Origin of the sequence: Kinneretia sp. DJ1R-11 (genome assembly GCF_025717595.1) — a bacterium.
Classification (GTDB): domain Bacteria; phylum Pseudomonadota; class Gammaproteobacteria; order Burkholderiales; family Burkholderiaceae_C; genus Paucibacter_A.
On record NZ_JAJIRR010000004.1, the window covers coordinates 302520 to 314697 of the forward strand.

Sequence of the window (12178 nt, forward strand, 5' to 3'; positions counted from 1 at the left end):
GGCATTTCCGGCCCCGCTGTATGCGCAGGGGCACTCTTGCTGCTTCTTGCGACGCTCATCGATCATGCCCAACCTGGCCCGGCGCAACATGCGCCAGTCACAAGCGACATTTTTTACCATCCAGCCGGGCCGGTCTATCGGGGAAACAGCGCGGTCATATGCCGCCTTAGCCCGGCTCGCCGAGGTATGGAGCACCACACAGCGGCGAGTGGGATGCGCACCTCGCTGGCAGGCGTCTCAGCTGGCGACCAGGCCGTTTCGGATGGCGTAGACCGTCAGCTCGGAGTTGTTGGCCAGGGCCAGCTTCTCCAGCACACGGGCTCGGTAGACGCTGACGGTCTTGGGACTGAGCATGAGCTCTTCGGCGATGTCCGACAGGCGTTTGCCAGAGGCGATCATGACCAGGGTTTGCAATTCGCGATCAGACAACTTCTGGTGCGCCTGTTCGCTGACTGGCGCGGTCAGGCTTTCGACCAGCATCTGCGCAATCTCCGGAGTCACGTATTTGCGCCCCTGGGCCACCGTGCGCACGGCCTGCACCAGCACCTGCGGATCACCGCCCTTGTTGACGTAGCCGAAAGCCCCGGCCCGCAGAGCGCGGATCGCGTACTGGTCCTCCGGGTACATGGACACAATCAGCGTCCGGATCGCCGTGCCTTCGTCCTTCATCACATGCAGGACATCCAGCCCACTGCGGCCCGGCATATTGATGTCCAGCACCAGCACATCGACCGCCGCATTGGGCCCGAGATCGCGCAGCAGGCTGCGCAACTCGCCATAGTCACCGGCCTCGCCAATCACCTCGATATCGGGCACGTCGGACAAGGTGTCGCGAATGCCGCGGCGAATCAAGGCATGGTCGTCGCAGAGAATCACCTTGATCATGCGCCACCCCATGCCGACGGATCATGCGCGACCGCCGCGCCCTCATCGCCGCCCAACTGATCCATGGCGTCAGCCATCAGTGGCACCGAAAGAATCAGGCTCGTGCCCTTGCTGTTGCTGCTCAAGTCCACCCAACCTCCTACCGTTGCGGCGCGCTCGTGCAAGCCGCGAATGCCAAAACTGCGCGCCTTGGCCAAGGCGCCCGCAGCGATGCCGACCCCATTGTCGCTGAGCTCCAGCGTTAGCACGCCGGAGTCCACGCTCAGCTCGATATGAACCCGCGTGGCCTGAGCATGCTTGGAGACATTGGTCAAAGCCTCTTGGGCCGTGCGATAGGCCACCAAGGGCACGCCCGCCGGCAGCTGCATCTGATCATGGCTGGTGCGCATGGTCGTGACGATGCCGGTGCGGCGCTCGAAGCGCGCCGCCATCCATTGCACGGCGGCCACCAAGCCCTGCTCCAGAATGGCCGGCCTCAGGTTGTGCATGATGCGCTGGCTGGCCTCGATGGCTGAGGTCACGGTCTCCAGCGCCGATTGCACCCGCTGCAGAACGGCCGGATCCTGGGCGTGGCGATTGATCCACGCCAGGTCGAACTTCAGTGCCGTCAAGGAGCCGCCGACATCGTCGTGAATCTCTCGCGCGATCGCTGCACGCTCCATCTCAACACTGGTCTGCAAATGACCCGCAAGCTCGTGCAGACGTTGCTTCGACTTGAGCAACTCACGGTCGGCCTCGATGCGCGCTCGCTCCGACTCGCAGGCTTCAATGGCGTGCAGCAAAGCCGGCGCCAGCCGCGCCAGATCTTTCTTGAGCAAATAGTCAGAGGCGCCCGTACGCATCGCCGCCACCGCCGTGTCTTCACCAATTTCGCCGGACACCAACACAAAGGGCAGCAGGCGCTTGCTCTCCTTCAGCATGTCCAGAACCAACAAGCCGGAGAAGCCGGGCAGGTTGTAGTCAGAGATCACGGCATCCCAGGGCTCATCGAGCGCCTGTCGCACCTCGGCCAAAGTGTCCACACGGTGCAATTCCAAATTCAAACCGGCACGGCGCAGCTGAGCCATGATCAATTGGTGATCGAGCTCAGAGTCTTCTATATGCAACACGCGCAGCCGGCGATCAGCGGTAGAGATCGTCATGGGGGGCGAGTATGCCGGGAATGGATGAACTACTCGGTCCGTGACAGGTGCGGCATTGGCACGAATCAACGAGGAAGCGACGCCAACAAAGGGTTTACCCTTATATTTACTTCGTCGCCGTTGTCGAATCACACAAATAGGCCGGTTATGCGTCCATTGTCCTGTCGACAGTTCTGCAGGAATTGCCGAAGATGCTCGCAAGAACCGGTCGCCCCGCTGGGCCAAGACACTGCCCCGAAACGGGGTCAGGTCTTGCGCTTGGCAGGTCCATAAGCGTGGAGCAAAGATGCTGATGAATGAAACGCCTGACCCACCCGAACAGGGGATGACGCCGCTGCTGGCTGCGGCCGAGCTCCAGGATCACCTGATGACGGTCACCAATGACCTGGAGCGCCTGCAACGCCTGCTCGATGACGCAGGTGAAGCCTTGTCCACCCACTTCTACAGTGCATCCGGGCATGTACATGGCCTGTTGAACGGGGCCGAATCCCCTGGTGATGGCCACGCCCCGGTACTACAGAAGGTCATGCTGGACATTGCCGGCGCAATCACCGCGCTGCAGTTCCAGGACATGGCCACCCAGCTGATCGCCCACACCAGCCAGCGCTTGCGCAACTGCGCGGACCAGCTGGCGCGCGATACCTTTGGCGATGACGAAGACGGTGCTGCCGTGGTGGAAATCGCTCCGCTGCGGCCGAATCCGGTCACGCAAGATGAGATGGACGCCGGTTCAGTCGAATTGTTCTAAAGAACCCCAGTAATTTTCCGAAACCAGCTTGATACCCGGAGAAACAACAATGCACTCAATTCTTGCTGTGGACGATTCGGCCTCGATGCGCCAGATGGTCTCCTTCACACTGAAGAACGCAGGCTTCAATGTGGTCGAGGCCGTGGATGGCCAGGACGCCCTGGAAAAGTCCGGCACGCGTGACTTTGACTTGGTGCTGACCGACCAGAACATGCCGCGCATGGATGGCATCAGCCTGACCAAGAAGCTGCGCGACAACCCGAAGTTCAAGACCACGCCGATCCTGATCCTGACCACCGAGTCCAGCGACCAGATGAAGCAGGCCGGCCGCGCCGCCGGTGCCACGGGTTGGTTGGTGAAGCCCTTTGACCCGGCCAAGCTGATCGAAGTCATCGGCAAAGTCATCCGTTGATGCCCTCACCACACTGGAGCAAAGCATGGGTGATATGACCTCCGAGGGCGCCAGCCTGAGCGCCGGCATCGACCTGAGCCAGTTTTACCAAGTCTTCTTCGAAGAGGCGGCCGAGAATCTCGACACCATGGAGCAGCTGCTGCTGAACCTGAATGTCGAAACCGCCGACGACGAAGAGCTCAACGCGATTTTCCGCTGCGCCCACTCCATCAAGGGCGGTGCCGCGACCTTCGGCTTCAGCGATGTGGCTGAGCTGACTCACCAGATGGAGACGCTGCTCGACAAGCTGCGCCGCCATGAGCTCAACGCCACGTCGCCCATGGTCGACGTGCTCTTGCAGTCCGGTGATGCCTTGCGTGCCCAGCTGGGCCGCCACCAAGGCTCCGGTGCCGCCGCCGTGGACACCAGCGATCTGCTGGTCAGCATCCGCAGCTTTGTCGAAGGCGAGCAGGCCGCAGCGCCGGCCCCTGCGCCCAAGGCCGCAGCAGCCGCGCCGGCGCCAGCGCCTCGTGCAGCAGCGCCGGCCAAGCCAACCGCCCGCGAACTGGAACTGCAAGTCGGCCCGCTGAGCGACCTGAGCCTGGCCGACAACTTGGTCGAGCTGTTCAAAGAAATCACCGACCTAGGCACCATCGAACCACTGGACGGTGGGGTGGCGGCTGACGGCGTGCGCCGATTCAAAGTTCTGACTGGCAGCTCGGACAACGATCTGCTGGATCTGTTCACCTTCCATGTGGCCCGAGAACAGGTCAAGCTGACGCCCTTCGGACCCGGTTTCGGCTTCCATGCCGACGCTCCGGGAGCTCCAGCTGCGGAAGAGAAAGACAACGACCCCGGCTACGGCTTCTTCGACAATGCGCCGGGGGTGCCCGACAGCGCCGAAGCCGGCACCGAACTCAAGGTGCAGGCTGAAGTTGCCAAGCCGGTGGTGGCCGCGGCCCCAGCCGTCAAGGCCGAAGCCCGCCCTGCTGCCGCGGGCATGGAACAGTCCACACTGCGGGTGTCCATCGAGAAGGTGGACCAGCTGATCAATCTGGTCGGCGAACTCGTGATCACCCAAGCCATGCTGGCGCAGAACAGCCGCGATTTGGCGCCTGGCCTGTACCAGCAACTGGCTTCCGGCTTGGCCGATCTGGAACGCAATACCCGCGATCTGCAAGAGTCGGTGATGTCGATCCGCATGATTCCCATGTCGGTCGTCTTCAACCGTTTCCCGCGCATGTTGCGCGACCTCGCGGCCAAGCTGGGCAAGAAGGTCGAGCTGGTCACCCAAGGTGAAGCCACCGAACTGGACAAGAGTCTGGTCGAGAAAATCACCGACCCACTGACCCATCTGGTGCGCAACAGCTGCGACCACGGCATCGAGCAACCGGCCGACCGCGTCGCCAAGGGCAAGCCTGAGCAAGGCACCATCACCCTCGTCGCCTCGCACCAGGGCGGCTCGATCGTGATCGAAGTGCGTGACGATGGTCGCGGCCTGAATCGCGAGAAGCTGATCAAGAAGGCCCGTGAAAAGGGCATCGACGCGCCGGACACCATGACGGACTCTGAAGTCTGGGGTTTGATCTTCGCGCCTGGCTTCTCCACGGCCGACCAGGTCACCGACGTCTCCGGCCGCGGCGTCGGCATGGACGTGGTGAAACGAAACATCACGTCGCTCGGCGGCACGGTAGAGATCGATTCCGCCGAAGGCTACGGCATGAAGGTCTCGGTGCGCCTGCCGCTGACCCTGGCCATCATGGACGGCATGAGCGTGGGCGTCGGCGAGGAGGTCTACATCCTGCCGCTGTCCTCTGTGGTCGAGTCCTTCCAAGTGCAGGCAGACACCATCAAGACAGTGGCCGGCTCGGGCCGCGTGGTGGAGGTGCGTGACGAGTACATGCCTGTCATCGGCCTGGAAACCATCTTCAATGTGCCGCGCTTCGACTTTGAACATGTCTCTTCCATCATGGTGGTCGTCGAGGCCGAAGGTGGCCGTGTCGCGCTGCTGGTGGACGAACTGCTCGGCCAGCAGCAGGTGGTGGTGAAGAACTTGGAAGCGAACTACCGCAAGGTCACCGATGTCTCCGGCGCCACCATCATGGGCGATGGCCGGGTCGCGCTGATCCTGGACGTCGGCAGCCTGGTTCGCCGTTCGCGCCATTGATCCGGCTTCGGCCGCTTCCTTACCCAAGAGATACAGAGGTATTCGATGAATTTGAGCGCCATGCTCCGAATGTTCAGCATCCGCATCCGCATGATCGGCGCCATTGCCATGGTTCTGGCCTTGCTGCTGATCGTGGGTGGTGTCGGTCTGTACGGCATGAATTCACTGCGCGGCCAGAGCCAGCAATTCGCGGACAAGTCGGTCGGCGATGCCCATCACATGACCTTGATGATCGAGGCCATGGGCAATTTGCGGCGCTATGAAAAGGACATGGTGATCAATCATGCCCAAGCCGATCAGGTCAAGGCCTACCATCAGAAATGGGATGAGGCCCGCAAGGCGCTGGAAGACAACGTCAAGGAGCTGATGCACGGCCACGAGGACGCCAACAACAAGGTGCTGGGCCAGATCCTGCCCCTGATGAACGACTACGTGGCCAAGGCTCAACCCGTCCTCGGGCAGTTGGAATCCGGGAGCATGGCCAGCGCCAGCGATGCCAATGCCGCGCTGAAGGCAGCCAAGGAACACGCGCAAGAGGCTGAGAAGCTGTTGGCTGAACTGCGCAAATCACTGGCCCAGGAATCAGACAAGGCCATGAAGGCCAGCCAGGCCACGCAAGGCACGGTGTTCACCGTTTTCATCGCCGTGCTGGTTCTCAGCTCGGTGATCGTGGTGCCCCTGACCTTGCTCAATATGCAGAGCATCTGCACACCACTGGCGGAAGCCGGCGCCTTGGCCGACGCCATTGCCAAAGGTGACCTGACCATGACGGCCAAGGAGGTGGTCGGACAAGATGAAGCCTCGCATCTGATGAACTCGCTGCAGAACATGCAGCAGGCCCTGCAAAGCCTGGTCGGTCATCTGCGCGTCTCGGCGGACAGCATTCGCACGGCCTCGGTTGAGATTGCCACTGGCAACCAAGACCTGTCGGGCCGCACCGAGCAGACCGCATCCAACCTCCAGCAGGCGGCTTCCTCCATGGTGCAACTGACCGGCACGGTCAAGCAAACGGCGGATTCGGCGCGTACCGCCAACCAGTTGGCCAATTCGGCCTCCACCGCGGCAGCCAAGGGCGGTGATGTGGTGGGCCAAGTCGTCGCGACCATGGACGAAATCAACACCAGTTCCAAGAAGATCAGCGACATCATCGGCGTGATCGATGGCATCGCCTTCCAAACCAATATCCTCGCCCTGAATGCAGCCGTCGAAGCGGCCCGCGCCGGCGAACAAGGCCGTGGTTTTGCCGTGGTGGCCAGCGAAGTTCGCTCGCTTGCCCAACGCAGCGCCGAGGCTGCGCGTGAAATCAAGACCCTGATCGGTGCCAGCGTAGAGCGGGTCGAAACCGGCTCGCGTTTGGTGCAGGACGCCGGCACCTCGATGACCGAGATCGTTACCAGCGTGCAGCGCGTCAGCGACATCATTGGCGAAATCTCGGCCGCCGCCAGCGAACAAAGCGACGGCATTGGACAGGTCAATCAGTCCGTGGTGCAGCTGGACCAAATGACCCAGCAGAACGCAGCCCTGGTGGAGGAATCCGCCGCGGCAGCCGAAAGCCTGAAAGACCAGGCCGAGCGGCTGGCCGAAGCCGTGGACCGCTTCCGCGTCACGGCCGAAGCCAAGCCCGCACATGGCGCAGGATTCGGCGCAGGCAAGTCTCGCCCACTTGCATCGGCCAGCCAGCACGCCGCAGCGCCCCGCCCGGCCGCCAGCAAGATGGTGAAGCCTGCTGCTGCCAGCCCACGCCCGACAGCAAGCCAGGCCTCGCACGCACCGGCACCGGCCGCGCGCCCCAGCGCCCCAGCTCGTTCGCCGGCGCCTGCTCCGGCACAAGCCGAGGGCGACTGGGAATCGTTCTGATCACCCGTCGTCTTCCTCCTCCTCCTTCGCAACACGTCAAACCCGAACTTCCAACGAGGTAAGCCATGGAAACCACCCGAGACAATGTGCCGGCGCTGCGCCAGGACAATGGAAACCTTGCCCTGAAGGCACACGGCCCGGCGAGCGGCGAGTACCTGACCTTCCGCTTGGGAGCCGAGGAGTACGGCATTGACATCCTGAAAGTCCAGGAGATCCGTTCCTACGAGCCGCCGACCCGCATTGCCAACGCGCCCGATTTCATCAAGGGGGTGGTCAATCTGCGCGGTGTCATCGTCCCCATCGTCGACCTGCGCCTGAAGCTGGGCTGCCCCAGCGCCGAGTACAACAGCTTTACCGTGGTGATCGTGCTCAACGTGCGCAACCGCGTGGTCGGCGCTGTCGTGGACTCGGTCTCCGATGTGCTGGAACTGAACCGCGACGCGATCCGCCCGGCTCCGGAATTGAGTTCTGCCTCGGTCGACACCAGCTTCATCACCGGCATCGGTACGGTCAGTGACCGCATGTTGATTCTGATGGACATCGAAGGATTGATGAGCAGCGCCGACATGGGGCTGATGGACTCTCTGGCCATGTAAGTTTCGCCCACGCCAGCACTGGCGACGGGATGCCATGCCCTGCCGGCTTCGCCGGTGGAGGAACAGTCTTCGAAGCATTCGTTGGAGCAGCCACTATGGCATCAGGTGTGACCTCGATCGCAAGGCGCGTCTCGATGGTGGGCGTGATCGCCCTGGCAGGATCACTGCTGACCGTCAGCGGCGCCGTCAGCTTTCTCTTGACCCGGGTGGCACACGAGCGGGTCACCAGTTGGGTGGGTGACAAGACGCAGTCCCTTGTCGATTCCATGACGGCCATGGACGATGTGGCCAAGACCATGGTGCAGCAGAGCTACGGCACCTTCCGCCAGGAATTCGGGCCTGTGTTCCAGCTTGATGAGGCCACCGGCGATTTGCGTGACTGGGGGCCCAAACTCAATGGCAACACCACCCAGGTGGACAAGTTTGCCGGCACCACCGGTGGCGCCGCCTCCATCTTCGCGCTCAAGGGCGACGACTTCGTCCGCATCACTTCCTCGCTCAAGAATGCCGCTGGCGAGCGCAACACCGCCCCGCTGGGTAAGAACCACCCTGGCTATGCCAGCCTGATGCAGGGCAAGCCATTTGCGGGTCGCGTGGTGCTTGAGGGCAAGGTCTTCATGGCTTACTACGACCCGATCAAGAGCGAGGCCGGCAAGATCATCGGTCTGCTGGCGATTGCGCTGGACATGGAGGGCTTCCAGAAAGCCATGGACAAGATGGCCGCCGACGCCAAGTTCTTCGAGTCCGGAGGCACCTATGCGATTGCAGCGGACGCCGATGGCAAGAACGCCCGGTTGGTGTCTCACCCTACGGCGAAGAACAAGCTGGCCAGTGAGGTGTCGCCGGAGTTCGACAAATTCATGACCGCGCTGATGGCATCCAAGGACGGCTACGTCGCAGATGCGCCAGATATTCTCAACGGCAAAGGCGGCAGCTATTTCGCCGTCGGCCGGCGCAATCCGCAAGGCGGCTTCTGGATCATCGCCCAGGTCTCGCCCAGCGAATCCATGGCTTCGCACTGGGCCACCATGGTGCCGTTCTGGATCATGCTGAGTTTGACCACGGCCGGCTTGGGCTTCGGCCTGTTTTGGATGATGCGCAACTGGATCACCAAGCCCCTGGGCGACTTGACCGACGCCATCAGCTCAATCGCCCAGGGTGACCTGTCGCAATCGGTGATCAGCCAGCGCAATGACGAAATCGGCCTGCTGATTCAGCAAACCGAATCCATGCGCGAGCGTCTGGCCGAAACGATCGGCACAGTCCGGCAGTCCTCCGATTCGATCGGCACGGCCAGCGCAGAAATTGCCTCCGGCAATCAAGACCTCAGCCAGCGCACGGAGCAGACGGCCTCCAATCTTCAGCTGGCCGCTTCTTCGATGACCGAGCTGACCGGCACCGTCAAGCAAACAGCCGATTCGGCCCAGACCGCCAATCAGCTGGTGTCGTCGGCTGCCACGGCCGCAGCCAAGGGGGGCCAAGTGGTCGGCCAGGTGGTCGCCACCATGGACGAGATCAATGCCAGCTCGCGCAAGATCAACGACATCATCGGTGTGATCGACGGCATCGCTTTCCAGACCAACATCCTGGCCTTGAATGCGGCTGTCGAGGCCGCTCGTGCCGGAGAGCAAGGGCGAGGCTTTGCAGTCGTCGCCAGCGAAGTTCGCTCATTGGCACAGCGCAGTGCCGAAGCGGCCAAGGAAATCAAAACCCTGATCGGCGCCAGTGTCGAGCGCGTCGAGGTGGGATCCCGCCTGGTCAACGAAGCCGGCAACTCCATGACCGACATCGTCTCCAGCGTGCAGCGGGTGCAGGACATCATCGGCGAGATCACGGCCGCAGCCAGTGAGCAGAGTGACGGCATCGGCCAGGTCAACCAGTCGGTGGTGCAGCTTGATCAGATGACACAGCAGAATGCCGCCCTGGTTGAAGAATCTGCGGCCGCGGCCGAAAGCCTGCGCGATCAGGCGCAGCGCTTGATTGAGGCTGTCTCGGTCTTCCATTTGGCCAAGTCCAGCATGGTGAGTCAAAGCCCCGCTCGATCCAAGCCGGCCAGCCCAAGCAAGACGGTGTCCGCATCGCCTTCCCCCCGTCCAGCCAGCACATCCACCAGCAAGCCCAAGACCGCGGTGAAAACGGCCGCGGCGCCTGCAGCTGCTCCGAATGCCGGCGAAGCAAGCAGCCCACCGAGCCGGACACCCGCACCGGCACGTTCCAGCAGCCCGGCCAGTCCGCCCCAGCAAGAGGGTGACTGGGAGAGCTTCTGACGCGCAGCCACCTGCGCACCCCTGCCCTACCCGCCTCGCTCCGACCATCGCAGAGGATCCCTCATGTTCGATTCCATCAAAACCCGCCTGATCACGCTCAGCATTGTGGTGGTGGTGCTCACCCTGAGCTTGGCCACAATCGCTAACTATGTGATCGTGCGGAGCCACACCTACAGCAGCGCACTGGCCAGCCTCGATGCCCTGGCAGCCGGCCGCGCAGCCACGATCAATCAATGGGTGAGCACCCAGCGTGACATCGTCAACTCCATGGTGCCGGCGGCGGCCGAGGCTGACCCCAAGCCCTACTTGGTGCAGGCCGCCAAGTCGGGCCGATTGGAAGCGTCCTATATCGGCCATGCCGACAAACGCATGTTGTTCAACACGCCGCAGGATTTACCGCCGGGCTATGACCCGACCGGCCGCCCCTGGTACACCCTGGCCTCCAATGCCAACGGCCCGGTCATCACCGACCCCTATATGGACGCGGCACGCAAGCTGCTGGTGGTAACTTTTGCCGTGGCGGTCAAAGAAGGCGGAACGACCAAGGCCGTGGCTGCCACCGACGTGTTCCTGAACGAGGTCTCCACCACGGTCAAGGCCATCAAACCGACGCCAAATGGTTTCGCCTTTCTGATGTCCAGCAAGGGCAGCATCGTCGCCCACCCCAATGCCGAGTTGGCGCTCAAGCCAGTCAGCGAACTCTCGCCTCAGCTCGATGCCAAAGCCTTGAAACAATTGCAGGAGACGGGCGCCCCTTGGGTGGATGCCACCATCGGTGGCAGCGACTTCCTGCTGCGCGGCGTGGCCATCGCCAACACCGACTGGGTGCTGGTCGTCGCCGCCGATCGCAGTGAGGCGCTGGCCTCCTTGAGCTCGCTGCTGCGGACCGCCGCCATGGTGCTGGTGGTGGTGATGGTGTTGGCCGGCGCGCTGATGACCACCGTGATTTCCACCATGCTGAGCGGCCTTGAACGTGTGCGCGCGGCGCTGGACGAGATCAGCGCCGGCGGTGGCGATTTGACCCAGCGCTTGCCTGAACGCGGCCGGGATGAGATCTCCCGAATCGCCGCATCCTTCAATATGTTTGCCGAGAAGATCCAGCGCATCCTGCTGGATGTGCGTTCGGCCAGCAACTCCATCACCACGGCCTCAAGCGAGATCGCTTTGGGGGCGCAGGACTTGTCACAGCGCACCGAACAGACGGCGTCCAATCTGCAGCAGGCCGCCTCCTCCATGGAACAGTTGACCGGCACCGTGCGCCAGACCGCTGACGCCGCGCAGACGGCCAACCAGCTGGCGTCCTCGGCGTCCTCGGCCGCGGCCAAGGGCGGTGAGGTGGTCAGCCAGGTGGTCACCACCATGGACGAAATCAACAACAGTTCCAAGAAGATCAGCGACATCATCGGCGTGATCGACGGCATCGCTTTCCAGACCAATATCCTGGCTCTGAATGCAGCGGTCGAAGCCGCACGGGCCGGCGAGCAAGGCCGGGGCTTTGCCGTCGTGGCCAGCGAAGTGCGCAGCCTGGCGCAGCGCAGCGCCGAGGCAGCCAAAGAGATCAAGGGCCTGATCGGCGCCAGTGTCGACCGAGTTGAAGTCGGCTCCAAGCTGGTGGAAGCCGCCGGGGCCTCGATGAACGACATCGTGTCCAGTGTCCAACGAGTCACCGACATCATCGGCGAGATCACGGCGGCCTCCAGCGAGCAGAGCGACGGCATCGGGCAAGTCAACGGCGCGGTCGTGCAGCTCGATCAGATGACCCAGCAGAATGCGGCGCTGGTGGAGGAGTCGGCGGCCGCCGCCGAGAGCCTGCGCGACCAGGCTCAGCGCCTGACCGAAGTGGTGTCGGTGTTCCGCCTGGGTGCTGACGAAGGCCAAGCTGGCCGTTCGGCTGCGCGCAGCCCAGCCCCACGCAGCTCCGGCATGAGTGGCTCCGCACAGTTCAAAAAGCCTGCCACTCACAGCAGCCCGAGCCCCAGCCCCAAACCGGTGGCCAAGACCGCTGCGGCCCGCCCTGCGACAGCTTCAAGCAGCCCGGCACCGGCCCCCGCAGCCAGCAAGGCTGACACCAGCGACGAAGACTGGCAATCGTTCTGAAAGCGTGGGCTGCGGCCCGCCTTACGAG

At 62.9% G+C, this 12178-nt stretch carries 9 protein-coding genes; 7 read left to right on the forward strand and 2 right to left on the reverse strand.

The features are described 5' to 3' along the window. Positions 1–237 precede the first annotated feature (237 nt). Both LNV23_RS10125 and LNV23_RS10130 read right to left on the reverse strand, forming a co-directional pair. A complete protein-coding gene (locus tag LNV23_RS10125) occupies positions 238–885 on the reverse strand; it encodes a response regulator (protein ID WP_263519486.1) in 648 nt (215 codons plus the stop codon). After that, entirely contained in the window at positions 882–2027 is a 1146-nt protein-coding gene (locus LNV23_RS10130) for a hybrid sensor histidine kinase/response regulator (RefSeq protein ID WP_263562865.1), read from the reverse strand. The genes LNV23_RS10125 and LNV23_RS10130 overlap by 4 nt, the downstream gene beginning before the upstream one ends. Before the next feature lie 292 nt (positions 2028–2319). Here LNV23_RS10130 and LNV23_RS10135 point away from each other — a divergent pair, with 292 nt between their 5' ends. The 7 genes from LNV23_RS10135 to LNV23_RS23970 all read left to right on the forward strand — a co-directional run bounded on the left by LNV23_RS10135 (position 2320) and on the right by LNV23_RS23970 (position 12150). Further along, positions 2320–2775, forward strand: a complete 456-nt coding sequence (locus tag LNV23_RS10135) for a hypothetical protein (RefSeq protein ID WP_318023226.1) — start codon at positions 2320–2322, stop codon at positions 2773–2775. 49 nt (positions 2776–2824) lie between these two features. Continuing rightward, positions 2825–3187: a response regulator gene (locus tag LNV23_RS10140; protein WP_102767284.1), complete on the forward strand. Its 363-nt coding sequence runs from the start codon at positions 2825–2827 to the stop codon at positions 3185–3187. 25 nt (positions 3188–3212) lie between these two features. Continuing rightward, on the forward strand, positions 3213–5333 hold the full coding sequence (locus LNV23_RS10145) for a chemotaxis protein CheA (protein ID WP_263562867.1): 2121 nt from the start codon (positions 3213–3215) through the stop codon (positions 5331–5333). 45 nt (positions 5334–5378) lie between these two features. Then, on the forward strand, positions 5379–7190 hold the full coding sequence (locus LNV23_RS10150) for a methyl-accepting chemotaxis protein (RefSeq protein WP_263562868.1): 1812 nt from the start codon (positions 5379–5381) through the stop codon (positions 7188–7190). 65 nt (positions 7191–7255) lie between these two features. Further along, positions 7256–7786, forward strand: a complete 531-nt coding sequence (locus LNV23_RS10155; protein ID WP_263519478.1) for a chemotaxis protein CheW — start codon at positions 7256–7258, stop codon at positions 7784–7786. Positions 7787–7881: 95 nt separating this feature from the next. Further along, positions 7882–10053, forward strand: coding sequence for a methyl-accepting chemotaxis protein (locus LNV23_RS10160; RefSeq protein WP_263562869.1), 2172 nt, complete (start codon positions 7882–7884; stop codon positions 10051–10053). Positions 10054–10116: 63 nt separating this feature from the next. After that, positions 10117–12150 (forward strand): methyl-accepting chemotaxis protein, encoded by a 2034-nt coding sequence (locus tag LNV23_RS23970; protein WP_318023227.1) that lies wholly within the window; start codon positions 10117–10119, stop codon positions 12148–12150. The last annotated feature ends 28 nt before the right edge of the window (positions 12151–12178 follow it).

Excerpts from the sequence above, each read along its gene's own strand:
- LNV23_RS10125 (WP_263519486.1), bottom strand. The coding sequence starts at position 885 with ATGATCAAGGTGATTCTCTGCGACGACCATGCCTTGATTCGCCGCGGC.
- LNV23_RS10130 (WP_263562865.1), bottom strand. The coding sequence starts at position 2,027 with ATGACGATCTCTACCGCTGATCGCCGGCTGCGCGTGTTGCATATAGAA.
- LNV23_RS10135 (WP_318023226.1), top strand. The coding sequence starts at position 2,320 with ATGAATGAAACGCCTGACCCACCCGAACAGGGGATGACGCCGCTGCTG.
- LNV23_RS10140 (WP_102767284.1), top strand. The coding sequence starts at position 2,825 with ATGCACTCAATTCTTGCTGTGGACGATTCGGCCTCGATGCGCCAGATG.
- LNV23_RS10145 (WP_263562867.1), top strand. The coding sequence starts at position 3,213 with ATGGGTGATATGACCTCCGAGGGCGCCAGCCTGAGCGCCGGCATCGAC.
- LNV23_RS10150 (WP_263562868.1), top strand. The coding sequence starts at position 5,379 with ATGAATTTGAGCGCCATGCTCCGAATGTTCAGCATCCGCATCCGCATG.
- LNV23_RS10155 (WP_263519478.1), top strand. The coding sequence starts at position 7,256 with ATGGAAACCACCCGAGACAATGTGCCGGCGCTGCGCCAGGACAATGGA.
- LNV23_RS10160 (WP_263562869.1), top strand. The coding sequence starts at position 7,882 with ATGGCATCAGGTGTGACCTCGATCGCAAGGCGCGTCTCGATGGTGGGC.
- LNV23_RS23970 (WP_318023227.1), top strand. The coding sequence starts at position 10,117 with ATGTTCGATTCCATCAAAACCCGCCTGATCACGCTCAGCATTGTGGTG.